This window comes from Streptomyces venezuelae, from assembly GCF_008642275.1.
Classification (GTDB): domain Bacteria; phylum Actinomycetota; class Actinomycetes; order Streptomycetales; family Streptomycetaceae; genus Streptomyces; species Streptomyces venezuelae_E.
The window spans coordinates 3461116-3485110 of sequence record NZ_CP029189.1 but is presented as its reverse complement, the minus strand read 5'-3'; the positions used below and the strand labels follow the sequence as shown (position 1 = coordinate 3485110).

Sequence of the window (23995 nt, the reverse complement as noted above, 5' to 3'; positions counted from 1 at the left end):
CGAGGTTGGGGATACGTGTGGCAGGCTCGTCCGGATGGAGGCCCTGAGAGACACGGATCCGGCGCACATCGGGGCGCAGGTGCTGTTGGCCCGGCTCGGTGCCGGTGGCATGGGGCAGGTGTACCTCGGGCGGTCACCGGGGGGCCGGCTGGTCGCCATCAAGGTGATCAAGGAAGAGATCACCGGGCACCCGGAGGCCCTTGCGCGGTTTCGCCGGGAGGCGGAGACGGTCCGCGCCGTGCGCTCCGCCTACACGGCGAACCTGATCGACGCGTCACTGGCGGCGCCGCCTTACTGGCTGGCCACCGAGTACGTGGCCGGCCCCACCTTGAGCCACGCGGTGCGTGCGTACGGCGCCCTGCCCGCGGGCGCGTGCCGCAGGCTGTTCGCGGCCCTCGCGGAGGGACTTGCGAGCGTGCACGCGTACGGGGTCACGCACCGGGACCTCAAGCCGCAGAACGTCATCCTGGGTGTGCAGGGGCCGCAGCTCATCGACTTCGGCATCGCCAAGGGCGTGGCCGACACGGCTCTGACGCAGGCCGGCGCCGCCCCGGGTACGCCGGGCTACACGGCTCCCGAGGTGCTGCTGCGGGGTGATGTGGCGAACGCCGCGGACGTCTTCGCACTGGGCGCCACGATCGCCTATGCGGCGACGGGCCGGGCGCCGTACGGGACGGGGGACCCGACCACCGTCAACTTCCGAGCGGTTCACGGAGAGATCGACGTCGAGGGTGTGGAGCCGCACCTGGCCGCGCTCGTCAAGGCTTGTGTGGCGACGGAGCCGGGAGCCCGGCCCGGCCCTGCCGAGATCATCCGGCGCTGCGCGGTGGATTCGGCGCTGGTCGACGACCCGGTGTACGCGGCGCTGACGGCGACTGCGGGCGGAGCCGCCGCACAGCTGCCGGGGCTGCCGTCCACGATCGGGCCGGGGCTGCCGGCCGGCTCGGGCTACGTGCCGACGTATGTCCCCGCCGACCAGGATCGGGCCCATGGCCAGGACCGGGGGGAGGTGCGCGGCACCGGTCTGTGGCGGCTGCCGCGCTGGGCGCTCGCGGCCGTCGGCGGTCTGGTGGTGGTCGGCCTCGCCACGGGCGGCTATCTGTTCCTCCAGGGCGACGACGGCAAAGAGGCGGCGCGAGGCGGGCCGGGGGCAGCCGGCACTCCGGCCGGGCCGACCGGTTCCGGCCAGCCGGCTTCGAGTCCCTCCGCCCCCTCCCAGGGCGGTTCCGGTGACTCGGGGGCCGTTCCCGACCACATCGAGCCGAACAAGGTGTCGCGGGACCTGTGGACCAGTGGAGGGGGCTGCGCCCTTCCCGCTGAGGAGAGGGCGGAGTTCCTCTTGGGTTCAGTCGTCGACGCCGACGACCCGACTGCGCAGACGATCACGGGCAAGGCCAAGATCCGTGTGTATCTGAAGCCGCACAACACGGAGAACGGTGCCTACGTCGTCTCCGTCGGGGTCAAGCCTCCCCATGAGATCGACGAGAGCACCCAGCGCCCGTTCGAGTACGTCAAGGACTACAACCACGGCATCGGTTATGTGAGCAAGCCCGTCGATCTCAAGGACCAGGCCACCGGCGGCCAGGTGGAACTCACGTATCCGGACGACTTCACCACGCAGCTCGTGGACAACCAGGGGACGGCGAAGAAGTTTCCGGCCATCCCGCTCGCCAACGACCCGGGTGACTGGACCGTGCTGTTCTACCGGGTCCGAAGTGTCAAGGAGTACAGCAGTGTCTATTGCACCGGCTTTCCGGTGAAATAGTGCCGGGTCTGGCCGACGAATCCACTGTCAGGCGACGTTCCGTAAGGCAGTGTTGACGGGTGCGCAAGTTCTGGATGGCAAGCGGGCTCGGAATCAGTGCGTGTCTGACCTTCGTCGCGCTGCTGGTCGTCGGCACCTACTCGGCGGCGGCGGGGATGGCGGGCGGCGGCAGGCAGGGCGCCGTCGGACTGGTCAAGGGGTCGGTTCCGGCGATCTATCAGCCGTTGGTGGAGAAGTGGGGAAACCTTTGCCCCGCGCTCAACCCGGCGCTGCTGGCGGCGCAGCTCTACACGGAGAGCGGCTGGAAGCCCGATGTGGTCAGCCACGCCGACGCGCGTGGTATCGCCCAGTTCATCCCTGGCACCTGGGCCATGTACGGGATAGACGGCGACGGTGACGGCGATCGTGACATCTGGGATCCCAAGGACGCCATCCCCTCGGCGGCCTCGTATGACTGCCAACTCGCCAAGGACGTAGCCCAGGTACCGGGTGATCGCTCCGACAATATGCTCGCTGCCTACAACGCCGGTCCCTACCGGGTGATCAAGGCCGGGGGGGTGCCGCCGATCAGCGAGACGCAGGGCTATGTGAAGTCCATCCGGGCCCTGGAGAAGAGCTTCGCGCGGCCCGTCGGGCGGGTGGCACCCTCGCAACAGGCCGCCGGGGCCATCTACTTCGCGCAGAAGCAGCTGGGGACGCCCTATCTGTGGGGCGGGAACGGGACGCCCGATCAGGACGGGCGGTTCGACTGTTCCGGGTTGACCAAGGCCGCGTACGAGACCGTGGGGATCGAGTTGCCGCGTGTGGCGAACGATCAGTACAACGCCGGGGCGCATCCTTCGCGCGATCAACTCCTGCCCGGCGACCTGGTCTTCTTCTCCGATGATCTGACGAACTCTCGGGAGATCCGGCACGTGGGGCTCTACGTCGGCGGCGGATACATGATCAACGCCCCCTACACCGGTGCCGTGATCCGGTTCGACAAGATCGACACCCCGGACTATTTCGGCGCTACGCGGGTGACCAGGGATGGTGCCGAGGCGCTCCCGGAGCGGTCCGCCGCCGGTCGGGGCGCATAGCAACTCTCCGTAATGCAAAGGCCCTGAGCTGCGACGATGGGTCACTCTTCGATAACGTTGGAGTGATCATTGCGTGGAGAATGGAACGTAGGAGCCAGAACGGGCGTTCCATGGGCGCGGGGGTTGATCAAGTGGGGGGCGGAGGGGCGCACACAGGGGTGCGTTCCGCAGGGGAACCACGGCAAGGGCAAGGGGCCGCATCACCATGGCTGGACTCACAACAGGTGGGCCGAACGTGGATGTCAGCCTGCTGTACCAGATCAACGGGGCGGCCCGGCATGCTCCGGCGTGGCTGGACCGGGTCGTGAGCCTGGCCGGCGAGTACGGGATCCTGCTGGCCCTGGTGCTCCTGGTCCTGTGGTGCTGGCGTGGTGCCCGCCGGCAGGACGAGGCCGCCGCCGTCGAGTCCTTCGCCGCGCTCGTCTGGGCCCCGCTGGCCGCCGCGACGGCGCTGCTCGTCAATGTGCCCCTGCGTGAATTCGTGGGGCGGCCGCGGCCGTTCCGCCAGCACGAGGGCCTGCAGGTGCTCGATCCCGCCTTCGGCTGGGGGCTCGGACGCACCGAGTTCTCCTTCGTCAGCGGTCACACCACCGTCGCGATGGCGCTGGGCGTGGGCCTGTTCGTGGCGAACCGGAAGCTTGGCCTCCTGGGTCTCGGGCTGGCCTTCGCCGAGGGCCTGTGCCGGGTCTACATGGGCATCCACTACCCGACCGACGTCATCGGCGGCCTCGCCCTCGGCACCGCGGTGGTGCTCGTGTTCGCGCCGCTCGCCATGGCGGCGCTGACCCCGGTGGTGCGGGCGCTGGCCCGGTCCCGGCGCGGTGGCCGGCTCGTACGGGCCGGGAACGCCGTGCTGCCCCGTCCGGTCGGGCTCCCGCAGGCACAGACCCCGCCCGCGGGGCAGCGTACGCACGAGAGCGATCTCGCCGCCTGACGCACACCGGTCCGGCACCCGTGGTGGTGCGGACGTGATCAGCCCTGCGCGTACGCGTTCCACAGGGCGAGCAGCGCGGCCGCCAGCAGGCACAGCAGCGCCGCCCCGAAGCACATCCGTACCGCCTTCGGCCGGGTGCGCAGGCGGATCCGGGGGCGGGGCATCAGGGCTCTCCGCCGGCGGTGGCGCGGCGGTACCGGGAGCGCAGCCGCCGGCCCGTCGCGGCGGCCGGGGCGGACACGACGAGCAGGGCCCGGAGGAGGGTCGCGGGTCGGGTAGCGGAACCTGGCATGGATCAAGGGCATCCGCTGCGGACCGCCCCGGCCAGCCGGGCGGTCCGAACGGCCTACCCGCCCCGGGCTACGCCTGGCCTACGGCTACGGCTACGGCTACGGCCACGGCTGTGGCTACGGCTGCGTGTGGCGGGCCGCGTCTCTGCGCGCCAGGTCGCGGGAGCGGCGGGCCGGACCGTTCCAGCCGCACGTGCAGACGGCCAGGCAGAACGACCCGCGGTCGGCGGTGGATGTGGTGTGGCCGGCCGGCGGCTCCGGCTGCGCGTGCGGCGGCCGCGGAAGCGGCAGGGAGTCAAGCGGAGGGGCCAGTCTCGCTTCGGTGTGAGGTTCCACGGGTCCACGGTACCGGGGCGGGCGGCGCGCGGGGAGGGCGCGCCCCCGTGACGGGAAACCCCTGACCTCGTTAAGCGGAGCGGGTGGGGGCCTCGGGCAAGCAGCGGTCATGCGTTGGGGGTTGGCAGGCGATGGTGGATCACCAGCACAGGCGTCCGCGCGGGCGTGCGGGTGAGGCGGTGCTCGCCGCCGGTGTCACCCTGGCGGTCACGACGATGACCGGGTGCGCGGGCGACACGGGCGACGCCCGGCCTCCGGCGGACGCGGCGGCGGTGGTCCGCGGGGCCGCCGACGCACTCACGAGGACCGGCAGTGCCCGGGCCCGTACGGCCATGGAGATGGCCACGGGCGGCACCCGGGTCACGATCCGCGGTGAGGGCGGGGTCGACTTCAGGAAGCGGATGGGCCAGCTCGTCGTGATGCTCCCGGCCGACGTGAAGGGCAAGGCCGAGCACCGGCCCATCACCGAGCTGCTCGTGTCCGGCGCGCTCTACATGAAGAACCGCGGCGCGGGCGTCCCGGACGACAAGTGGGTCCGGGTCGACACCACGACCCTGAACGACGGCAACCTCGTCACGGGCGGGGCCACCGATCCGCTGGTCGCGGCGGAGCTGCTGCGGGGCGCGGCGGAGGTGACGTACGTGGGGGAGACCGAGGTGGCGGGCACCAAGGTGCGGCACTACCGGGGGACCACCGACCTGGGGCGGGCCGCGGGGAGCGCGTCGCCGGAGGTACGGGGGGCGCTGGCGGCGGCGGCGAAAGGGTTCAGCACGGACGCGGTGCCGTTCGACGCCTACCTGGACGAGGAGGGGCGCCTGCGGAAGGTGAGACACCGGTTCACGTACGTCAACAATGGCGTGATCGATGTGTCGTCGACCACGCTGCTGTACGGGTTCGGAACCCCGGTGACCGTCGTATTGCCCGCAAGTGGGGACATCTACGCCGGGAAGATCGCCGACTAGTGGGACGGGCGAGGGGCGGGCGGCGCGATCGGGCCATGGGCCGGTATCCGGAAATGGTCCATCCGTGTCATGCGAGGGACGGTACGGCCTCCCTACGCTGAGAAGCCGGGCGCCGGCGCGTGGTGCGGTGCGGTATGACCGATGACGGCCGATGGCCGGTGGCAGATTGAGGTGACACGCGTGACTCCCGCAGGCGGTACGACGGTGCAGGACCACGTTGCTCTCGCCGAGATCGAGCTGTGTGGTGAGCTGATCATCGCCGCGTCGGCGGCCGCCGAGGAGCGGCTCAGTCTGGACCGGATCGACGAGGTCCTGCTGGGGCAGTAGCCTCCCGGCGGTGTCCTCGGCTCCGGATGGTGGGTGTGGCGGGCCGTCCGGCGTCCGCCGGGGTGCATGCCGCCTGCTGCCTGCTGCCTGCTGCCTGCTGCCTGCTGCCGCGCCGTTGCCGGGGCTCCGCCCCAGACCCCGCGCCTCAAGCGCCGGCGGGGCTGGGAGGGGTGCGGCTAGCCGGGGGGCGGGGTCAGGTGCGCAGGAGGCGGGCGATGGCCTTGGTGGCTTCCTCGACCTTGGCGTCGATCTCGGTGCCGCCCTTGACCGCGGCGTCGGCGACGCAGTGCCGCAGGTGCTCCTCCAGCAGCTGGAGCGCGAAGGACTGCAGTGCCTTCGTGCTCGCCGAGACCTGGGTGAGTATGTCGATGCAGTAGACGTCCTCGTCGACGAGCCGCTGGAGGCCCCGGATCTGGCCCTCGATCCGGCGCAGCCGCTTGAGGTGCTCGTCCTTCTGGTGGTGGTAGCCGTGGACGGCTCCGGAGCCCTCCGCCTCGATGGTCGTCATACGTCTCTCCCGTGGTCCGGAACGAGGGGTGCATGCCGAATGCATACCCCTCATGGGTATAGGGTACTGGGCCCCGCCGTCCGGGGCAGGGGTCCCTGGCCCCCACTCTGCCCGATGGAGGACACTGTGGAACGGCCGGTTAGCCGTGGCCGGGGGATGCGCCTAGCATCAGCCTGACCGAATCCGATGCACCCCGAGGACCTCACGTGCGATTTCGTCTGACCCCCAGGGAGACGAGCTTCTACGACATGTTCGCCGCATCCGCGGACAACATCGTCACGGGCTCCAAGCTCCTGATGGAACTGCTCGGAGCGGACTCCTCCGCCCGGGCCGAGATCGCGGAGCGGATGCGGGCAGCGGAGCACGCGGGAGACGACGCCACCCACGCGATCTTCCACCAGCTGAACTCCTCCTTCATCACGCCGTTCGACCGCGAGGACATCTACAACCTGGCCTCGTCGCTCGACGACATCATGGACTTCATGGAGGAGGCCGTCGATCTCGTCGTCCTCTACAACGTGGAGGAGCTCCCCAAGGGTGTCGAGCAGCAGATCGAGGTGCTGGCGCGTGCGGCCGAGCTGACCGCCGAGGCCATGCCGCACCTGCGGACGATGGACAACCTGACCGAGTACTGGATCGAGGTCAACCGCCTTGAGAACCAGGCGGACCAGATCCACCGCAAGCTGCTCGCCCAGCTCTTCAACGGCAAGTACGACGCCATCGAGGTGCTGAAGCTCAAGCAGATCGTCGACGTGCTCGAAGAGGCGGCCGACGCGTTCGAGCACGTCGCGAACACGGTGGAGACCATCGCGGTCAAGGAGTCCTGAACCTCGTGGACACCTTTGCTCTGGTCGTGACCATCGGTGTCGCGCTCGGCTTCACGTATACGAACGGTTTCCACGACTCGGCGAACGCGATCGCGACGTCCGTCTCGACGCGGGCGCTGACCCCGCGCGCGGCGCTGGCGATGGCGGCCGTGATGAACCTCGCCGGTGCCTTCCTGGGCAGTGGCGTGGCCAAGACGGTCAGCCAGGGCCTGATCGAGACGCCCACGGGTTCCACGGGCATGTGGATCCTCTTCGCGGCGCTGGTCGGTGCGATCGTCTGGAACCTGATCACCTGGTACTTCGGGCTGCCCTCGTCGTCCTCGCACGCGCTGTTCGGCGGCATGGTCGGCGCGGCGCTGGCCGGCGGGACGGAGGTGATCTGGTCGGGAGTCCTCGACAAGGTCGTCATCCCGATGTTCGTCTCGCCCGTCGTCGGTCTGGTCGCCGGTTACCTGGTGATGGTGGCCATCCTGTGGATGTTCCGCCGGTCCAACCCGCACAAGGCGAAGCACGGCTTCCGTATCGCGCAGACGGTGTCCGCGGCCGCGATGGCGCTCGGCCACGGTCTGCAGGACGCGCAGAAGACGATGGGCATCGTCGTGATGGCCCTGGTCATCGCCGACGTGCAGAGCGCCGACGCGCCGATCCCGGTCTGGGTCAAGGTCGTGTGCGCGGTGATGCTGTCGCTGGGTACGTACGCGGGTGGCTGGCGCATCATGCGTACGCTCGGCCGCAAGATCATCGAGCTGGACCCGCCGCAGGGCTTCGCGGCGGAGACCACGGGTGCCTCGATCATGTTCGGTTCGGCGTACCTCTTCCACGCGCCGATCTCCACCACCCACGTGATCACCTCGGCGATCATGGGTGTGGGTGCGACCAAGCGTGTGAACGCGGTCCGCTGGGGCGTCGCCAAGAACATCATCCTCGGCTGGTTCATCACGATGCCGGCTGCGGCCGTGGTCGCCGCGTTGTGCTTCTGGCTCGTGGACCTGGCCTTCGTGTAGTCGCCGTACGAAAGCGGGCCGGCTCCCCCCACCCAGGGGGAGCCGGCCCTTTTCTTTCTTTCGCCTTGCGGTGGCACCGCCATGCAGCACCGCAGGACGTCTTGCCGTGCGGCGGGGCCGCACGGTGTCCCGGGTCTAGCCGAAGCGACCCGAGATGTAGTCCTCGGTCGCCTGGACGGACGGGTTGGAGAAGATCCGGTCCGTGTCGTCGAGCTCGATGAGCTTGCCGGGCTGGCCGACGGCCGCGAGGTTGAAGAAGGCGGTGCGGTCCGAGACACGGGCCGCCTGCTGCATGTTGTGCGTCACGATGACGATCGTGAAGCGCTCCTTGAGCTCGCCGATCAGGTCCTCGATCGCGAGGGTGGAGATCGGGTCCAGGGCCGAGCAGGGCTCGTCCATCAGCAGGACCTCGGGCTCGACCGCGATGGCGCGGGCGATGCACAGGCGCTGCTGCTGGCCGCCGGAGAGGCCGGAGCCGGGCTTGTTCAGGCGGTCCTTCACCTCGTTCCAGAGGTTGGCGCCCTGGAGCGACTTCTCGACGATGTCCGTGAGCTCGGACTTCTTGAAGCTGCCGTTGAGCCGCAGGCCCGCCGCCACGTTGTCGAAGATCGACATGGTGGGGAAGGGGTTCGGGCGCTGGAAGACCATGCCGACCGTGCGGCGGACCGCGACGGGGTCCACGCCGCTGCCGTACAGGTTCTCGTCGTCCAGCAGGACCTTGCCCTCGACGCGGCCGCCGGGGGTGACCTCGTGCATGCGGTTGAGGGTGCGCAGGAAGGTGGACTTGCCGCAGCCGGAGGGGCCGATGAAGGCCGTCACGGAGCGGGGCTCCACGGTCATCGAGATGTCGTCGATGGCCTTGTGGGTGCCGTAGAAGGCGGACAGTCCGGAGACGTCGATTCGCTTCGCCATGGGGGTCACTTCGCTTTCATGAGTCGCGTCAGCGACCGGTCTTCGGGGCCTTCCAGCGGGCGATGCCGCGGGCCACCAGATTGAGGATCATGACGAAGGCGATCAGGACGAGCGCTGCTGCCCATGCCCGGTCGTAGGAGGGTTCACTGCCGACCTTGTACTGCTCCCAAATGTAGAGGGGGAGCGAGGACTGGGCGCCTTCGAAGGGGTTGCCGTTGATCAGCTGGGTGCCGAAGACCAGCAGCATGATCGGGGCGGTCTCGCCGGCGATGCGGGCGACGGCCAGCATCACGCCGGTGGAGATACCGCCGATGGCGGTCGGGAGCACGACCTTGAGGATCACGCGCCACTTCGGCACACCGAGGGCGAGGGCGGCCTCGCGCAGCTCGTTCGGGACGAGCTTGAGCATCTCCTCGGTGGAGCGGACCACGACCGGCATCATCAGGATCGACAGGGCCATGGCGCCGGCGAAGCCGGACGGGCCGAAGCCGAGCATCAGGTTCCAGGTCGTCAGGATGAACAGGCCCGCGACGATGGAGGGGATGCCGGTCATGACGTCGACGAAGAAGGTGACGGACTTGGCGAGGCGGCCCTTGCCGTACTCGACCAGGTAGACGGCGGTCAGCAGGCCGATGGGGGCCGCGATCAGCGTGGCGAGGGCGACCTGCTCGATGGTGCCGAGCAGGGCGTGGTAGACGCCGCCGCCCTCGTCGAAGCTGGTCACGCCGTTCATGGAGTGGCTGAGGAAGTTTCCGCTCAGGAGCTCCAGACCGCGGCTGACCGTGGTCCACATCAGGGAGAGCAGCGGGATGACCGCGAGGACGAAGCAGACCCACACGAGGGAGGTCGCGACACGGTCCTTGGCCTGGCGGCGGTTCTCGATCACCGCGCTGGCGGCGTACGTGATGCCGATGAACAGCAGGGCCGCGAGGAGCCCCCACTGGACCTTGCTCTGCAGGCCGAAGGCGAGGCCGATGCCGCAGCCGAGGGCGATCGAGAGGGCCGCGATGCCGGCCGGGGCCCAGCGGGGCAGGCCGCCACGGGTGAGGCCGGCGGGGGCGGCGGACCTGCGGGCCCGGGTGGGCTGCTGGTCCTGGATTGCGTGGCTCATCAGGCGTTCGCCCCCGAGAAGTCCTTGCGGCGAGCGATGATCAGCCGGGCTGCACCGTTGACCAGCAGGGTGAGCAGGAAGAGGACGAGACCGGAGGCGATCAGCGCGTCGCGGCCGAACTCGTTGGCCTCGTCGAACTTCGCGGCGATGTTCTGCGCGAAGGTGCCGCCACCCGGGTTCAGGAGGTGGCCGGAGATCAGGAAGCTCGGGGAGAGGACGGTCGCGACGGCCATGGTCTCGCCGAGGGCGCGGCCGAGGCCGAGCATCGAGGCGGAGATGACGCCGGAGCGGCCGAACGGCAGGACCGACATGCGGATGACCTCCCAGCGGGTCGCGCCGAGGGCCAGGGCGGCCTCCTCGTTCATGCGCGGGACCTGGAGGAAGACCTCACGGCTGACGCTGGTCACGATCGGCAGGATCATGATCGCGAGCAGGATGCCGACGGTGAAGAGCGAACGGGCGACGCCGACCTGGGTCTTGTCGAAGACGTAGGTCCAGCCGAGGTACTCGTCGAGCCAGAGGTTCAGGCCGTTCAGCTGCGGCACGAGGAACAGGGCGCCCCAGATGCCGTAGATGATCGACGGTACGGCGGCCAGCAGGTCGACGACGTACGCGAGGGGCGCGGCCAGCTTGCGCGGCGCGTAGTGCGAGATGAACAGGGCGATGCCGACGGCGATCGGAACCGCGATGGCCATCGCGATGATCGAGCTGACGACGGTGCCGAAGAGCAGGACGGCGATGCCGAAGACGGGCGGGTTGGCCGACGCGTTCCAGTCGAAGGTGGTGAGGAAGTTCCCCTCGTTCTTCGACAGGGCGATCGAGGCGCGGTAGGTGAGGAAGACGGCGATCGACGCCATGATCACCAGGAGCAGGATGCCGGAGCCCTTGGAGAGCCCGGCGAAGATCTTGTCGCCGGCGCGGCCGGTGGACGATCCTCCGCTACGGGTGACAGGCGGAGCCGTGTCTATCTGGGTGGGTGTGGTGGAAGCCATGGTCTTTCCGGTCTGTGTGGGGGGCAGGCCCCCTGGCGGCGGTGCACCGGATTCCCCCGGGTGGGAGGGGAAGGGTCCCGGATCCGGTCCGCCCCCGGACGGGGGAGCGGACCGGATCGGGGGTCAGGATCTAGCCGAGGGTGTTGATGACCTCGCGGACCTTGGTGTTGATCTCGGCCGGGATCGGCGCGTAGCCGTTCTCGAGGAGGACCTTCTGGCCCGCGTCCGAAGCGGCGTAGTTCAGGAAGGACTTAACGGTCGGGAGCGTCTCGGCCTTGTTGCCCTTGTCGCAGACGACCTCGTAGGTCACCAGGACGAGCGGGTAGGCGCCCTCGGCCTTGGTGGTGTAGTCGAGCTTGAGGGCCAGGTCGGAGCCGGTGCCGGCGATCTTGGCGGCGGCGATGGCCTTGGAGGCGTTCTCACCGGTGGCCGGGACCGGGGCGGCGGCGCCCGTGTTCAGGTCCACCGTCTTGATGCCCTGCGCGCTGGCGAACGAAAGCTCGAAGTAGCCGATCGCGCCGTCGACCTGCTTGACCTGCGCGGCGACACCGGCGGAGCCGGAGGCGGCCTGGCCGCCCGGGGCGGCCCACTTCTTCGCGGGCTCGTGCGGCCAGGCGTCGGGCGCGGCGGCCTTGAGGTACTTGGTGACGTTCTCGGTGGTGCCCGAGTCGTCGGAGCGGTGGAAGGCCTGGATGGCGGTGGAGGGAAGCGTGACGCCGGGGTTCAGCTTCTTGATCGCCTCGTCGTCCCACTTCTTGATCTTGTCGTTGAAGATGTTGGCGATCGTGGCGGCGTCGAGGTTCAGCTTGTCCACGCCGGCGACGTTGAAGCCGAGGGCGACGGGGCCGCCGACCATCGGGAGGTCGATGCCCTGGCCACCGGTGCAGATCTTCTTCGACTCCTCGACCTGCTCCGGCTTCAGCGCGGAGTCGGAGCCGGCGAAACCGACCGTGCCCTGGTTGAAGGCGACGATGCCCTCACCGGAGGAGGAGGACTTGTAGTTCACCTCGACGCCGGAGCAGGCGGCCATGTAGTTCTTGATCCACAGCTCGATCGCGTTCTTCTGCGCGGAGGAGCCGGAGGCCAGGAGCTTGCCCTTGGCGTCGTCGCACTTGATGTCGCCCGCGGCGGCCGCGGAGGGCTTCGCCGAACCGTCGGCGGTCTTGGTGTTGTCGTCCGAGCCGCACGCCGTGAGGACCAGGGCGCCGGACACGACAAGCGCCCCGAGGGCGGAGGCACGAAGCATGTTCTTGCGCTGAAGCTTCACTTTTCGGGTGTTCCTTCCAGAAGCCGCCGGCCGCTTTCTGTATCGGGGCGGCGTGCGAAGAGGACTGCGTCGGTGGTGCGCGGCTGAGCTGCCCGGCTTCCGGGCGGCTCGCTCCGTGCATCACCGAAATTAGGCAGAACAGGTGAAGCAGCCGACCGGCCCGAGTGAACGGATGGTGAACCGTGGCGGACGACCCGGTGCGTCCCTGGCGGGTCGCACACAGCCGTCATCATCCGTTATCCACGCGTTATCGCGGCGTGACCACGGGCTCCGGAAGCCACAGATGCCGGAATTCCAGCCGGGCCGCCTCGACCTCGTGGCGCTGGTCGGCGTGCAGGACGCCCAGGGCGTAGGCCGTCGCCGGTGCGATGCGCGGGGTACGGGCCGCCGTCGCCGACGCGGTCGCCGCCTCGGCCGCGTCACGGTGGCGGTCCAGGGCCTGCCCCGCGGCAGCCGGCCGGGTCACGTCCTCGCCGAGCGCCTCGCGCGCGTAGCGGTGGACCCGCAGCAGGCGGCGTACCTCGTGCCAGGGCCCGTCGTGGTCCGCGTTGTACGGCTGGGCTCCGTCGGCCGGGGGCAGGGACGTGACCGCCGCCGACAGTCGGGTTTCGGCCACGGCGGCCAGCGGGACGAGTACCTCCGACACCCGGCCCCGGGCCGCGACGGCGTCCAGCGGGACCTCCGAGGCCAGCACGGCCACCGCGTCCGCCACCGCGTGGAAGCGGGAGGAGCCGAGGGCCTGGAGGGTGGCCGAGTGGGCGCGCGTACGGGCCAGGGTCAGCTGCCGTTCCAGCAGCGCGCCGGCCCGCGCCGAGCCCACCGTCAGCGCGCCGGCCGAGCCGCGCGGCGCCGGGAGCTCCGGGGACCCCGACAGCCGGTGCAGGGCGTCCATCAGCCGGGTCAGCCGGGCCGCGTACGCGTGCTCGTCGGCCAGGGTCGACGAGAGCCACACCAGTTCGGTGCGCAGCCCGTCGGCCCAGGAGGACTCGGTCACCACCCGGAACGTGGCCAGGGAACCGCTGATGCGGCGCGCAGCCCCCCGCAGGCTGCGCGCCGCGTCGCTTCCTTCGGCGGCGTCGGCCCCGCTCTCCTCGTGCAGGCGCAGTCCGCGCAGGAAAGCGGTGGCCTGGGCGCGCAGGTACGTGCCGAGCACGGCACCTGCGTCCGCCGTCGCCGTAATCGGGTCATGGTTTGGCTGAGCCACGCCGGCGCCTCCGGGCGTCTATGAGCGTCTCCTGTACGTGCCGCAGCGGCTGTCCGTCCGCGTCCGTGCTGTGCCGGGTCCACTCGCCGTCCGGGCCCAGGTGCCAGGAGGAGGTGGCGTCGGACATCCCGGTTTCCAGCATCCGGTCCAGTGCCGCGCGGTGGGCCGGGTCGGCGACCCTGACCAGTGCCTCGATGCGGCGGTCGAGGTTGCGGTGCATCATGTCGGCGCTGCCGATCCACACCTCGGGTTCGCCGCCGTTGCCGAAGGCGAAGACCCGGGAGTGTTCCAGGAAGCGGCCGAGGATCGAGCGGACCCGGATGTTGTCCGAGAGCCCGGGGACTCCGGGGCGCACCGCGCAGATGCCGCGCACCCAGATGTCGACGGGCACTCCCGCCTGGGAGGCCCGGTAGAGCGAGTCGATGAGGGCCTCGTCGACGATCGAGTTCATCTTGAGCCGGACGTAGGCGGGGCGGCCGGCCTTGTGGTGGGCGGCCTCCTTGTCGATCCGCGCGATCAGTCCGTCCCGCAGCGAGCGGGGCGCCACCATCAGCCGGCGGTAGGTCTCGCGGCGCGAGTAGCCGGACAGCCGGTTGAAGAGGTCGGAGAGGTCCGCGCCGACCTGCGGGTCGGCGGTGAGCAGGCCGAGGTCCTCGTAGAGCCGGGCGGTCTTGGGGTGGTAGTTGCCGGTGCCGACGTGCGAGTAGCGGCGCAGCGTGTCGCCCTCCTGGCGGACGACGAGCGACAGCTTGCAGTGGGTCTTGAGGCCGACGAGCCCGTAGACGACGTGGCAGCCGGACTCCTCCAGCTTGCGCGCCCACTTGATGTTGGCCTGCTCGTCGAAGCGGGCCTTGATCTCGACGAGTACGAGGACCTGCTTGCCGGAGTCGGCGGCGTCGATCAGGGCGTCCACGATCGGGGAGTCGCCGGAGGTGCGGTAGAGCGTCTGCTTGATGGCGAGGACGTCCGGGTCGGCGGCGGCCTGCTCCAGGAAGGCCTGCACCGAGGTGGAGAAGGAGTCGTACGGGTGGTGCAGCAGGACGTCCCGCTCGCGCAGGGCGGCGAAGATGTCGGGCGCGGACGCGGACTCGACCTCGGCCAGGTCGCGGTGGGTGCCGGCGACGAACTTCGGGTACTTGAGCTCCGGGATGTCCAGCGAGGCGATCCCGAAGAGGGCGGTCAGGTCCAGCGGGCCGGGCAGCGGGTAGACCTCGGAGGCGTTGACCTTCAGCTCCTGCACCAGCAGGTCCAGGACGCCCGGGTCGATGGACTCCTCGACCTCCAGGCGCACGGGCGGGCCGAAGCGGCGCCGCATGAGCTCCTTCTCCAGGGCCTGGAGCAGGTTCTCGGCGTCGTCCTCCTCGACCTCCAGGTCCTCGTTGCGGGTCACGCGGAACATGTGGTGCGCGAGCACCTCCATGCCGGGGAAGAGCTCCTCCAGGTGCGCGGCGATGACGTCCTCCAGCGGGACGTAGCGCTGCGGGGAGGCCTCCAGGAAGCGGGAGAGGAGCGGCGGGACCTTGACGCGGGCGAAGTGGCGGTGGCCGCTGACGGGGTTGCGCACGACGACGGCCAGGTTCAGGGAGAGGCCGGAGATGTACGGGAACGGGTGCGCGGGGTCCACGGCCAGCGGCGTCAGCACCGGGAAGATCTGGTTGCGGAACAGGGTGAAGAGGCGGGCCTGCTCCTTCTCGGTGAGGTCGGGCCAGCGGATGAGGTGGACGCCCTCCTCGGCCAGTGCCGGGGAGATGTCCTGCTGGAAGCAGGCGGCGTGCCGGGCCATGAGCTCGCGCGAGCGCGTCCAGATGAGGTCCAGCACCTCGCGGGGCTGCAGGCCGGAGGCCGAACGGGTGGCGACACCCGTCGCGATGCGCCGCTTGAGACCGGCCACGCGCACCATGAAGAACTCGTCGAGGTTGCTCGCGAAGATCGCCAGGAAGTTGGCGCGCTCCAGCAGGGGCGTCGTCGGGTCCTCGGCGAGCTCCAGCACCCGCTCGTTGAAGGCGAGCCAGCTGCGTTCCCGGTCGAGGAAGCGGCCGGGCGGGAGCTCGTCGCCGTCCTTGTCGTCGTAGGCGTCGAGATCCGCGTCGAGATCGGGTTCGAGGTCGACGTGCGGGCGGTGCGCGGAGATGGAACCTATGCGGGCGTGGGCTCCGGTGACGGCCCGGCCGGGGGCGGCGGCTCCCGTGCCGGCTCCTGTGCCGGGGGCGGTGCCCGGGGTGCTGCCGGGGGTGTGAGACGGGTGCTGGGCGGGGACCTCGGTGGGGCCTGCGCTGGGCTGGTGGCTCATGACTCCATTCTTCCGCGCACGCGGGAGGACAGGCACGTCGGAAGAGTCGGCTGTCAATCGGAGTCGGGGCTGCATTGGGGGAGAGTCGCAAGCGCTTCTGAATGCCTGGTTAATGGCGTGTGGCTTCCCGGGTCCGGATGGCGCACGAGTCGCCTCCCGGCGGGGGTGGCGGGGGGCGGTGCGCTCCGGCGTGCGCGGGTGCGGCGCCGTGGCGGGGGCGCTGCCCCCGGGCCCCCGCCGGGCGCTGCCCGGACCCGCGCCTCAAACGCCGGCGGGGCTGAGGGGGCGGCGGGGCTGGAAGATCGGGGCTCCGCCCCGGGCCCCCGCGCCTCAAACGCCGACGGGGCTGAGGGGAGCGGCGGGGCTGACGGGGGCGGCGGGGCTGAGGGGGCGGCGGGGCCTGGGGGGACGGGCGTGGGGCGGGGCGGGCGGTCAGCTTTCCGTGCGGTACATCAGGTCGACCTCGTGGGTGGTGAAGCCGAGGCCCGCGTACACGGCCAGGGCCGCCGGGTTGTCGGCGTCCACGTAGAGCATGGCCGTCGGCAGGCCCTGGGCCGCCAGGTGGCGCAGGCCGATCGCGGTGAGGGCCTTGCCGAGGCCGCCGCCCTGGGCGCCCGGGCGGACGCCGACCACGTAGACCTCGCCCAGCTGCTCCGCCGCGTGGACCTTGGTCCAGTGGAAGCCGACCAGTTCGCCGTCGCGCTCCGCGAGGAAGAAGCCCTTGGGGTCGAACCACGGCTGCGCGATCCGGTCGTCCAGGTCGCGCTGCGTCAGCGAGCCCTGCTCGGGGTGGTGGGCGAAGGCGGCGGCGTTCGCCGTGAGCCAGGCCGTGTCGTCGACGCCGGGTACGAAGGTCCGTACGGTCACCCCGGGCGGGAGCACCGGCTCCGGCAGCGGGTCACCGTCCGCCAGCGGCCGGCGCAGCTGGCGCAGCTCGCGGAAGAGGGTCAGGCCGAGCACCTGGGCGAGGTGGCGGGCGGCCGACTTGCCGCCGTGCGCCCATACCCGCAGCCGTTTGCCGGAGGCGGCCAGCAGGGCCGTGCCCATGGCCCGCCCGTGCCCGCGGCCGCGCAGGGCCGGGTGCACGACGAGTTCGGCGGCCGGGGCCTCGACCGGGTCGGTGTCCTCCAGTTGCCCGTAGGCGGAGAGCCGGCCGTTCTCGGTGAGCAGGAAGTGCCGGATGCCCTCGCGCGGACCGCCGCGCAGCTGGAGCCGCCCCTGTTCGGACACGGCGGTGGTGCCGTCGGTGCGTGCCGCGTCCTCGATCAGGTCGAGTACGGCGATCGCCTGTTCCTCCGTCAGCTCGTCGAGGGTCTGAATCTGCCGTCCCGGCTCCAGGGCCGCTGCTGCGTCAGTCATGGGACGAGCCTACGACCGCCGCGGGTGACGGGCGGAGTGCGGGCGCGAGGTCGGTCCTTCTTCTGCGCGTAACCAACGCGATACCCCTACCCCCTGGTAGAGCTACGCGCGTTGACCATAGGCTTCGGCGGACCTCCCACGTCCCTCCGCTGTCAGATAAGGGGATTTAATGTCAGCGACGCCACAACGGCACCTTCGAACCCGCCGGTTGACCCTCACCGCCCTCGCCGTCACGGCCGGGGCCGGGGCCATGGTCGCCGCCGCACTGCCGGCCGGTGCCGCGAGTGGTGGCGGTGCGGCCAAGAGCCGGACCGTCGATGTGCAGATGCTGTCGTTCAACGACTTCCACGGCACCCTGGAGCCCCCGCAGGGTTCCTCCGGCACCGTGACCGAGCGTCAGGCCGACGGCACCACGAAGGCCATACCGGCGGGCGGTGTCGAGTACCTCGCGACCAGCCTGCGCGAGGCCCGCAAGGGCCACGAGTACTCGGTCACGGCCGCGGCCGGTGACATGATCGGCGGCAGCCCGATGCTGTCCGGGCTCTTCCACGACGAGCCGAGCATCGAGGCGCTGAACAAGATCGGCCTGGACGTCTCCAGCGTCGGCAACCACGAGTTCGACGAGGGCAAGACCGAGCTGCGCCGCATGGGTTACGGCGGCTGCCACCCGGTCGAGGGCTGCTTCGAGTACGGCAAGGAGTTCACCGGCGCCGAATTCCAGTACCTCGCGGCCAACGTCACGGACGAGAAGACCAAGCGTCCGCTGATGTCGCCCACGTACATCTGGAAGAAGGGGGACGTGAAGATCGGCTTCATCGGCGTCACCCTGGAGGGCACTCCGGACGTCGTGACCGCCGAGGGCGTCAAGGGCCTCAAGTTCGGCGACGAGATCGAGACGATCAACAAGTACGCCGCCGAGCTGAACAAGCAGGGCGTGAAGTCGATCGTCGCGCTGATCCACGAGGGCGGTCTGCCCGCCAACGGCGCGTACAACTACGACTGCGACGTCCCGGGTGCCGGAGCCGGCATCTCGGGCGCGATCGTGGACATCGCCAAGAACGTGGACGCCAAGGTCGACGCGCTGGTCACCGGCCACACGCACCAGGCCTACGCCTGCAACATCCCGGACCCGGCGGGCAACCCGCGCACGGTGACCTCGGCCGCCTCCATCGGCCGCCTGTTCACCGACACCACCCTCACCTACGACCGGCAGACCAAGGACATCGTCCGTACGCCGGTCACCTCGCCGAAGCCGGTGAACAAGATCGTGGGCCGGGAGCAGCCGAAGGCTCCGGACATGACCGAGCTGATCGACCGCTGGAAGGCGCTGGCGGCCCCGATCGCCAACCGTCCGCAGGGCTTCATCTCGGCCGACATCCCCGGCCGCGGCAGCGAGGCGCCCGAGAAGCCGCTCGGCGACCTGATCGCCGACGCCCAGCTGGAGGCGCTCGCCCCGGCGGACAAGGGCGGTGCACAGCTGGCGATCATGAACCCGGGCGGTATCCGTTCGGACCTCGCGTACAAGGCCTCGGGTGACGAGGGCGACGGTGTGGTGACGTACGGCGAGTCCTTCACGGTCCAGCCGTTCACCAACATGATGAACATCGTGGACCTGACCGGCGCGCAGCTGATCACCGCGCTGCAGCAGCAGGTCAGCGGTCCGGTCAACGGCCCGAACCCGAAGATCCTGCAGGTGTCGAAGGGCTTCACGTACACCCTGGACATGACCAAGGCGGGCGTGGACCGCATCGTCGTGGACTCGGTGAAGCTGAACGGTGTGCCGCTCGACCCCGCCAAGACCTACCGGGTCGCGATGAACGAGTTCCTCGCGGGCGGCGGTGACGGCTTCACCGTCCTGAAGGAGCACAAGAACAAGCTGGTGGGCGCGTCCGACCTGGACTGCTTCAACGCCTACCTGACGAAGAACTCCTCGGCGGCGGCTCCGATCGCCCCGCCGGCGGCGAACCGCATCACCGTCGTCAAGTAACCCCCCGCACGCAGCGCGCCCGAAGGGGCGGTGGGCCGGTCGGCCCGCCGCCCCTTCGGCGTTTCCCCGTGCACCCCCGTGGCGCGGGGACCGTCGCGGGTCAGAGGCTTGCGAGGAAGGTCCTGACGGCCGTGTGGAACCCGTCCGGGTCCGTGAACGGCACGAAGTGGTCGCCGTCGAGGGGGGTGTACGAGGTCTTCGGTCGCCGGGCGGTCATCGCGTCGGCGACGGGCTGCCTGAGTGCCTGGCTGCGGGTGCCGTGGATCAGCAGGGCGGGGCAGGTGCTCGCGAGCCAGGTGTCCCAGTGGTCGCCGGCGCAGGCGTGGATGGAGTCGAGCATGTCCTGCGGGTGGTGGGCCAGGCGCCAGCCGGTGCCGTCGGGCAGGGGGCGCAGTCCGTCGGCGACGAAGGGTGCGGCGGGTCCGGCGGCGGCGAGGAGTTCCTCGCGGGTGGGGGCGGTGTAGGGGAGGCCGCCGAGGAAGTCGAACCAGTTCGGCCCGTCGGGAATGCGGATCTCGACGGTGGCGTCGACGCCGACGAGTGCCGAGATCCGGTCGGGGTGGGCGGCGGCCAGGTGGTAGGCGTTGAGTCCGCCGAGGGAGTAGCCGAGGAGGTCGACGGGGGCGTCCAGGCCCAGGTGGTCGAGGAGGGCGACGGCGTCGGAGACGTAGCCCTCGCGGTGGTAGTCGGGTGCGCGGTCGGAGTCCCCGTGGCCGCGCTGGTCGGGGGCGATGACCCGCCGGCTGTCGCCGAGGGCTTCGGCGAGGCCGGTGAAGGCGAGGGCTTCGGACATGCCGCCGTGGAGGGCGAGGAGCGGGCGGCCGGGGCCGCCGAAGTCCAGGTAGGAGAGGGTCCGGTCGTCGATCTTCAGCTCGTGGCGCATGGCGTGTGCCTCCCGTAGGCCTGTGGATCATCCGTTGACCGCAGCCTGCCAGGATTTGGGCAAGCGCGCAATACGTTTGTCTTGCGCGCTTGCCCAATAAGTCGGTGGATACGATCCCGGCATGGGAAATCGCGAGGACCTGCTGGCCGGAGCCCGGCGCTGCCTGGAGGAGAAGGGCTATCTGCGCACGACCGTGCGCGACGTCGCCACGGCCGCGGACGTGAGCATGGCCGCGATCGGCTACCACTTCGGATCGCGGGAGGCCCTGCTCAACCAGGCGCTGTTCGCCGCGATGGAGGAGTGGGCCGCGGGCTCCGGCCGGCTGACCGGGCAGGGTGAGACCGCGGGAGAGCGGTACGCCGACACCTGGGACCGCAAGATCCGGGACTTCGGTGAGACGCGGTGGCTGTGGCTGGCCTCCGTGGAGGCCTTCGTGCACGCCCAGTCCTCGCCCGAGCTGCTGGCGATCCTGGCCGAGGGGCAGCGCCGCAACCGCCGGATGGTGGCCGCGGCGCTGCGCGGGGTGCCGGAGGCCGAGGTGTCGGAGGCCGACGTACGCGCCCTCGGCTCGATGCACATCGCGCTGCTGAGCGGGGTGATGGTGCAGACCCTGACCGATCCGGAGCAGGCGCCGGACGGCGGGGAGCTGCTCCGGGGGCTGCGGGAGATGGTCGGGCTGCTCGAAGACTGACCACTACCGACGGGTAGAAACTGTGACGTGTCCACGCCATAATCCGGCCATCACCGGGTCGGCGAAGGGGCGGGCATGGGTACGGTCACGAGCGCGGGCGGGGTCACCGGCACGAGCACGAGAACGACCGGGATCACCGGCGCGAGCACGGGCACAGACACGGGCACGAGCACGGGTACGGGCATGGGCCGCCGCGCCTTCCTGGCCGGAGCGCTGGCCGCGGGAGCGGTCGCCGGACTCGCCGCCGCATCCGCCCCGGCCGCCGCGGCGGCCCTCGGCACCCAGGACTGGATGGCCGGCCTCGGCGACTCCACCGCCCTCCAGCGCATGACCATCCCCGGCACCCACGACTCCGGCGCCACCAAGGGCGGCCTCTACGTCGCCTGCCAGAACACCTCGATCGCCCAGCAGCTCGACTCCGGAATCCGCTTCCTCGACGTCCGCTGCCGGGTCACGGGCGGCTCCTTCGCCATCCACCACGCGGCCTTCTTCCAGGACCTGATGTTCGGGGACGTCCTCGTCGCCTGCTGGAACTTCCTCGCCGCACACCCCTCCGAGACCGTCCTGATGCGCGTCAAGCAGGAGTACTCGGGCGAGAGCGACGCCACCTTCCGCGCCGTCTTCGACGACTACCTGGACCACCGCGGCTGGCGGCCCCTGTTCCGGATCGCCGACACCCTGCCCTCCCTCGGACAGGCCCGCGGCAAGGTCGTCCTGCTCGCCGACAACGGCGGCCTGCCGGGCCTGCGCTACGGCGACGGCAACGTCTTCGACATCCAGGACGACTACAACACCGAGCCCTTCGCCAAGCGCGGCCGGATCGAGAACCACTTCCGCAAGGCCGTCGCCCAGCCCGGCAAGCTCTTCGTCAACTACGTCAGCACCGCGGCGTACATGCCGCCGCGCTGGAACTCCGACCGGCTCAACCCGCAGGTCCACGGCTTCGTCGACGGCGGGGAGATGTCGGGCCGGACCGGGCTCGGCATCGTCCCGATGGACTTCCCGAACACCCGCTCCGGCCTGGTCGCCTCACTGATCCGGCACAACTGACGGATCGGACGGCGGCGGGGTAGGCGCCCCCGGGATCCGGAGCACCGCCTCCGTGCCCGGCCCGCCGTCCGCCGCCGCCCGCAGCTCGGCGCTGCCGCCCGACCGCGCCGCCGTACGGGCCACGATCGACAGGCCCAGCCCGCTGCCGGGCAGGGCGCGGGCCGACTCGGACCGCCAGAACCGCTCGAAGACGTACGGCAGGTCCTCGGCCGGGATGCCCGGGCCGTGGTCCCGTACGGTCAGCTCGCCCGCCCGCAGCGTCACCGAGACCGTGCCGCCGGGCGGGCTGAACTTCACCGCGTTGTCCAGCACGTTGACCACGGCCCGCTCCAGCGCCGCCGCCTCACCGCGTACGTACCAGGGCCCCAGGTCCGAGTCGAAGCGGAGCTCCGGTCCGCGCAGCCGGACCCGGGACAGCGCGGTCCCGGCGATCTCGTGCAGGGCGACCACCCCGAGCGGGCCGGGCGAGGCCGCGTCCGGCCGGGACAGCTCCTGCAGGTCGCCGATCAGCGAGGCCAGCTCCGTCATCTGCGCCTTGACCGAGGCCAGCAGCTCCCGCCGGTCGTCGGGCGGGATGGCCCGGCCGGTCTCCTCACTGCGGGCGAGCAGCTCGATGTTGGTGCGCAGCGAGGTCAGCGGGGTGCGCAGCTCGTGCCCGGCGTCCGCGATCAGCTGGGCCTGCCGCTCCTGGGAGGAGGCGAGGGCCGCCGTCATCGAGTTGAAGGACCGCGAAAGGCGGGCGATCTCGTCGTCGCCCTCGTCGGGGATCCGGACGGTCAGGTCCTCGGTCCGGGCGATGTGCTCGACGGCGTCGGTCAGTTCGTCGACCGGCTGCAGCCCCGTACGGGCCACCCACAGGCCGGCCGCGCCCGCGCCGGCGATCCCGAGGGCGGAAACCAGCAGCAGCACCCAGGCCAGGGTGGACAGCGGCTTGTCGACGTCGGCCAGCGGCCGGGCCACCGAGACCGCGAAGATCGGCCCGCCGGGCCGGGTCTGTGCCGCGAAGGTGTAGACGCGCATCGCGACGCCGTTGTCGGTCGTCGCGTCGTGCAGGACCTTGGGCTTCCTGCCCGCCGCGACCTCCTTGTCCGCAGCGGTGACCGGCAGATCGGTCTGCCCGCTCACCCAGCAGTGGCTGCCGTCCGCGGTGACGATCTGGACGGTCGCGTTCAGTTTCTCGGCGATGTCCTGCTGGACCTGTGCCGCGGGACGCGGCGGACAGCCCTGGCTGAGCCGGTCCAGGACCTGCGTGGTCGGGTTGGTGGACATCAGGGACTGGTTCAGCTGGTTGCCGAGTTCGGCGCGCACCATCACCCAGGACACCCCCGACACCGTGGCCACCGCGAGCGCCACCGCCACCGTGACCAGCAGGGCGAGGCGGGAGCGCAGCGGCAGCGCGCGGAATCTGGCCGTCGGGCTCACTCGGGCCCGCTCTCGCCGGCGCGCAGGGCGTAGCCGACCCCGCGCACGGTGTGGACCAGGCGCGGCTCGCCGCCGGCCTCGGTCTTGCGGCGCAGGTACATCACGTACACGTCCAGGGAGTTGGAGCTGGGCTCGAAGTCGAAGCCCCAGACGGTCTTGAGGATCTGCTCGCGGGTCAGGACCTGGCGCGGGTGCGCGAGGAACATCTCCAGCAGCGTGAACTCGGTCCGGGTCAGCTCCACCGGCCGCCCGGCCCGGGTGACCTCGCGGGTCACGAGGTCCATGCGGAGGTCGCCGAAGGTCAGCGCCTCCTCGTGGCTCTCGCCGGGGCTCTGCGGGGCGGCGTAGGAGCTGCGGCGCAGCAGGGCGCGGACGCGGGCGAAGAGCTCGTCGAGCTCGAAGGGCTTGACGAGGTAGTCGTCGGCGCCCGCGTCGAGGCCGGTGACGCGGTCGCCGACGGTGTCGCGGGCGGTGAGCATCAGGATCGGGGTGACGCTGCCGGAGGCCCGCAGCCGCCGGGCGGCCGTCAGTCCGTCCATCCGGGGCATCTGGATGTCCAGGACGATCAGGTCGGGGGAGTAGGAGGCCGCCTTGTCGAGGGCGTCGAGCCCGTCGACGGCGGTCTGCACGGCGTACCCCTCGAAGGCGAGACTGCGGCGCAGGGCCTCGCGTACGGCCGGTTCGTCGTCGACGACGAGGATCCGCGCTTCGCCTTCGGCGGGGTTCATGGATGGATCTCCCAGGGGTGGTGGTCGGCCGTGGGGTGCGGCACGTGACGGCGCCTCCAGCCTCGCA

The 23995-nt window shown here is 70.8% G+C and carries 24 protein-coding genes; 10 read left to right on the top strand and 14 right to left on the bottom strand.

Going from position 1 to position 23995, the window contains the following annotated elements; translation table 11 throughout:
- Positions 1-34 precede the first annotated feature (34 nt).
- The 3 genes from DEJ51_RS15225 to DEJ51_RS15215 all read left to right on the top strand — a co-directional run bounded on the left by DEJ51_RS15225 (position 35) and on the right by DEJ51_RS15215 (position 3778).
- Positions 35-1765 (top strand): serine/threonine-protein kinase, encoded by a 1731-nt coding sequence (locus DEJ51_RS15225; RefSeq protein ID WP_150258070.1) that lies wholly within the window; start codon positions 35-37, stop codon positions 1763-1765.
- A gap of 59 nt (positions 1766-1824) precedes the next feature.
- Entirely contained in the window at positions 1825-2844 is a 1020-nt protein-coding gene (locus tag DEJ51_RS15220) for an NlpC/P60 family protein (protein ID WP_150258069.1), read from the top strand.
- A 205-nt stretch (positions 2845-3049) separates the two neighbouring features.
- On the top strand, positions 3050-3778 hold the full coding sequence (locus DEJ51_RS15215; RefSeq protein WP_150258068.1) for a phosphatase PAP2 family protein: 729 nt from the start codon (positions 3050-3052) through the stop codon (positions 3776-3778).
- A 38-nt stretch (positions 3779-3816) separates the two neighbouring features.
- Here DEJ51_RS15215 and DEJ51_RS35540 read toward each other — a convergent pair whose 3' ends face one another.
- From DEJ51_RS35540 to DEJ51_RS15210, 3 genes are all read right to left on the bottom strand, one after another.
- Positions 3817-3942, bottom strand: a complete 126-nt coding sequence (locus tag DEJ51_RS35540; RefSeq protein ID WP_263411708.1) for a hypothetical protein — start codon at positions 3940-3942, stop codon at positions 3817-3819.
- The gene (locus tag DEJ51_RS35535; protein ID WP_263411707.1) at positions 3942-4070 is read right to left on the bottom strand and encodes a hypothetical protein; all 129 of its coding nucleotides are present in this window, start codon (positions 4068-4070) and stop codon (positions 3942-3944) included. Before DEJ51_RS35535 ends, DEJ51_RS35540 begins: the two co-directional genes overlap by 1 nt.
- Positions 4071-4185: 115 nt before the next feature.
- Positions 4186-4404, bottom strand: a complete 219-nt coding sequence (locus tag DEJ51_RS15210) for a hypothetical protein (protein ID WP_150258067.1) — start codon at positions 4402-4404, stop codon at positions 4186-4188.
- Between the two features lie 131 nt (positions 4405-4535).
- Between DEJ51_RS15210 and DEJ51_RS15205 the strand changes: the two genes are divergently transcribed.
- Both DEJ51_RS15205 and DEJ51_RS34520 read left to right on the top strand, forming a co-directional pair.
- Complete coding sequence (locus DEJ51_RS15205; RefSeq protein WP_150258066.1) at positions 4536-5366, top strand: hypothetical protein; 831 nt, start codon at positions 4536-4538, stop codon at positions 5364-5366.
- A 141-nt stretch (positions 5367-5507) separates the two neighbouring features.
- A complete protein-coding gene (locus DEJ51_RS34520; protein ID WP_411757318.1) occupies positions 5508-5693 on the top strand; it encodes a hypothetical protein in 186 nt (61 codons plus the stop codon).
- Positions 5694-5886: 193 nt separating this feature from the next.
- Here DEJ51_RS34520 and DEJ51_RS15200 read toward each other — a convergent pair whose 3' ends face one another.
- On the bottom strand, positions 5887-6201 hold the full coding sequence (locus DEJ51_RS15200; protein ID WP_030009310.1) for a metal-sensitive transcriptional regulator: 315 nt from the start codon (positions 6199-6201) through the stop codon (positions 5887-5889).
- Positions 6202-6407: 206 nt separating this feature from the next.
- On the opposite strand from DEJ51_RS15200, the gene DEJ51_RS15195 reads away from it, so the two are divergent.
- Together DEJ51_RS15195 and DEJ51_RS15190 are read left to right on the top strand one after the other, a co-directional pair.
- Complete coding sequence (locus DEJ51_RS15195; RefSeq protein ID WP_008742369.1) at positions 6408-7028, top strand: DUF47 domain-containing protein; 621 nt, start codon at positions 6408-6410, stop codon at positions 7026-7028.
- 5 nt (positions 7029-7033) lie between these two features.
- Entirely contained in the window at positions 7034-8032 is a 999-nt protein-coding gene (locus tag DEJ51_RS15190; protein ID WP_150258065.1) for an inorganic phosphate transporter, read from the top strand.
- Positions 8033-8167: 135 nt separating this feature from the next.
- Here the strand turns inward: DEJ51_RS15190 and pstB are convergent, their stop codons facing one another.
- From pstB to mshD, 7 genes are all read right to left on the bottom strand, one after another.
- Positions 8168-8944, bottom strand: a complete 777-nt coding sequence (gene pstB / locus DEJ51_RS15185; RefSeq protein WP_150258064.1) for a phosphate ABC transporter ATP-binding protein PstB — start codon at positions 8942-8944, stop codon at positions 8168-8170.
- A 28-nt stretch (positions 8945-8972) separates the two neighbouring features.
- Positions 8973-10055, bottom strand: coding sequence for a phosphate ABC transporter permease PstA (gene pstA, locus DEJ51_RS15180; RefSeq protein ID WP_150258063.1), 1083 nt, complete (start codon positions 10053-10055; stop codon positions 8973-8975).
- Positions 10055-11047 carry a phosphate ABC transporter permease subunit PstC gene (gene pstC, locus DEJ51_RS15175; RefSeq protein WP_150258062.1) on the bottom strand — a complete coding sequence of 331 codons (993 nt, stop codon included), beginning with the start codon at positions 11045-11047 and terminating at the stop codon, positions 10055-10057. Before pstC ends, pstA begins: the two co-directional genes overlap by 1 nt.
- A gap of 130 nt (positions 11048-11177) precedes the next feature.
- The gene (gene pstS / locus DEJ51_RS15170; RefSeq protein ID WP_150258061.1) at positions 11178-12314 is read right to left on the bottom strand and encodes a phosphate ABC transporter substrate-binding protein PstS; all 1137 of its coding nucleotides are present in this window, start codon (positions 12312-12314) and stop codon (positions 11178-11180) included.
- A 247-nt stretch (positions 12315-12561) separates the two neighbouring features.
- Complete coding sequence (locus DEJ51_RS15165) at positions 12562-13518, bottom strand: CHAD domain-containing protein (RefSeq protein ID WP_150258060.1); 957 nt, start codon at positions 13516-13518, stop codon at positions 12562-12564.
- A complete protein-coding gene (locus tag DEJ51_RS15160) occupies positions 13499-15808 on the bottom strand; it encodes an RNA degradosome polyphosphate kinase (protein WP_190620398.1) in 2310 nt (769 codons plus the stop codon). Before DEJ51_RS15160 ends, DEJ51_RS15165 begins: the two co-directional genes overlap by 20 nt.
- A 432-nt stretch (positions 15809-16240) precedes the next feature.
- Positions 16241-17167 (bottom strand): mycothiol synthase, encoded by a 927-nt coding sequence (gene mshD / locus DEJ51_RS15155; RefSeq protein ID WP_150258059.1) that lies wholly within the window; start codon positions 17165-17167, stop codon positions 16241-16243.
- A 169-nt stretch (positions 17168-17336) separates the two neighbouring features.
- Between mshD and DEJ51_RS15150 the strand changes: the two genes are divergently transcribed.
- On the top strand, positions 17337-19154 hold the full coding sequence (locus DEJ51_RS15150; RefSeq protein WP_150258058.1) for a bifunctional metallophosphatase/5'-nucleotidase: 1818 nt from the start codon (positions 17337-17339) through the stop codon (positions 19152-19154).
- Positions 19155-19254: 100 nt separating this feature from the next.
- Here the strand turns inward: DEJ51_RS15150 and DEJ51_RS15145 are convergent, their stop codons facing one another.
- Positions 19255-20037 (bottom strand): alpha/beta fold hydrolase, encoded by a 783-nt coding sequence (locus DEJ51_RS15145; protein WP_150258057.1) that lies wholly within the window; start codon positions 20035-20037, stop codon positions 19255-19257.
- Positions 20038-20158: 121 nt separating this feature from the next.
- Here DEJ51_RS15145 and DEJ51_RS15140 point away from each other — a divergent pair, with 121 nt between their 5' ends.
- Together DEJ51_RS15140 and DEJ51_RS15135 are read left to right on the top strand one after the other, a co-directional pair.
- Positions 20159-20728, top strand: a complete 570-nt coding sequence (locus DEJ51_RS15140) for a TetR/AcrR family transcriptional regulator (protein WP_150258056.1) — start codon at positions 20159-20161, stop codon at positions 20726-20728.
- Between the two features lie 183 nt (positions 20729-20911).
- Positions 20912-21778, top strand: coding sequence for a phosphatidylinositol-specific phospholipase C (locus DEJ51_RS15135; RefSeq protein ID WP_150261940.1), 867 nt, complete (start codon positions 20912-20914; stop codon positions 21776-21778).
- On the opposite strand, the gene DEJ51_RS15130 is transcribed toward DEJ51_RS15135, so the two are convergent.
- A complete protein-coding gene (locus DEJ51_RS15130; protein ID WP_150258055.1) occupies positions 21758-23200 on the bottom strand; it encodes a sensor histidine kinase in 1443 nt (480 codons plus the stop codon). The two genes, DEJ51_RS15135 and DEJ51_RS15130, sit on opposite strands and share 21 nt — an antisense overlap.
- Positions 23197-23928 carry a response regulator transcription factor gene (locus tag DEJ51_RS15125; protein WP_150258054.1) on the bottom strand — a complete coding sequence of 244 codons (732 nt, stop codon included), beginning with the start codon at positions 23926-23928 and terminating at the stop codon, positions 23197-23199. Before DEJ51_RS15125 ends, DEJ51_RS15130 begins: the two co-directional genes overlap by 4 nt.
- Positions 23929-23995: the final 67 nt, after the last annotated feature.

Excerpts from the sequence above, each read along its gene's own strand:
- DEJ51_RS15225 (WP_150258070.1), top strand. The coding sequence starts at position 35 with ATGGAGGCCCTGAGAGACACGGATCCGGCGCACATCGGGGCGCAGGTG.
- DEJ51_RS15215 (WP_150258068.1), top strand. The coding sequence starts at position 3,050 with ATGGCTGGACTCACAACAGGTGGGCCGAACGTGGATGTCAGCCTGCTG.
- DEJ51_RS35540 (WP_263411708.1), bottom strand. The coding sequence starts at position 3,942 with ATGCCCCGCCCCCGGATCCGCCTGCGCACCCGGCCGAAGGCGGTACGG.
- DEJ51_RS35535 (WP_263411707.1), bottom strand. The coding sequence starts at position 4,070 with ATGCCAGGTTCCGCTACCCGACCCGCGACCCTCCTCCGGGCCCTGCTC.
- DEJ51_RS15205 (WP_150258066.1), top strand. The coding sequence starts at position 4,536 with ATGGTGGATCACCAGCACAGGCGTCCGCGCGGGCGTGCGGGTGAGGCG.
- DEJ51_RS34520 (WP_411757318.1), top strand. The coding sequence starts at position 5,508 with ATGACGGCCGATGGCCGGTGGCAGATTGAGGTGACACGCGTGACTCCC.
- DEJ51_RS15200 (WP_030009310.1), bottom strand. The coding sequence starts at position 6,201 with ATGACGACCATCGAGGCGGAGGGCTCCGGAGCCGTCCACGGCTACCAC.
- pstB (WP_150258064.1), bottom strand. The coding sequence starts at position 8,944 with ATGGCGAAGCGAATCGACGTCTCCGGACTGTCCGCCTTCTACGGCACC.
- pstA (WP_150258063.1), bottom strand. The coding sequence starts at position 10,055 with ATGAGCCACGCAATCCAGGACCAGCAGCCCACCCGGGCCCGCAGGTCC.
- pstC (WP_150258062.1), bottom strand. The coding sequence starts at position 11,047 with ATGGCTTCCACCACACCCACCCAGATAGACACGGCTCCGCCTGTCACC.
- DEJ51_RS15160 (WP_190620398.1), bottom strand. The coding sequence starts at position 15,808 with ATGAGCCACCAGCCCAGCGCAGGCCCCACCGAGGTCCCCGCCCAGCAC.
- mshD (WP_150258059.1), bottom strand. The coding sequence starts at position 17,167 with ATGACTGACGCAGCAGCGGCCCTGGAGCCGGGACGGCAGATTCAGACC.
- DEJ51_RS15150 (WP_150258058.1), top strand. The coding sequence starts at position 17,337 with ATGTCAGCGACGCCACAACGGCACCTTCGAACCCGCCGGTTGACCCTC.
- DEJ51_RS15145 (WP_150258057.1), bottom strand. The coding sequence starts at position 20,037 with ATGCGCCACGAGCTGAAGATCGACGACCGGACCCTCTCCTACCTGGAC.
- DEJ51_RS15140 (WP_150258056.1), top strand. The coding sequence starts at position 20,159 with ATGGGAAATCGCGAGGACCTGCTGGCCGGAGCCCGGCGCTGCCTGGAG.
- DEJ51_RS15135 (WP_150261940.1), top strand. The coding sequence starts at position 20,912 with ATGGGCCGCCGCGCCTTCCTGGCCGGAGCGCTGGCCGCGGGAGCGGTC.
- DEJ51_RS15125 (WP_150258054.1), bottom strand. The coding sequence starts at position 23,928 with ATGAACCCCGCCGAAGGCGAAGCGCGGATCCTCGTCGTCGACGACGAA.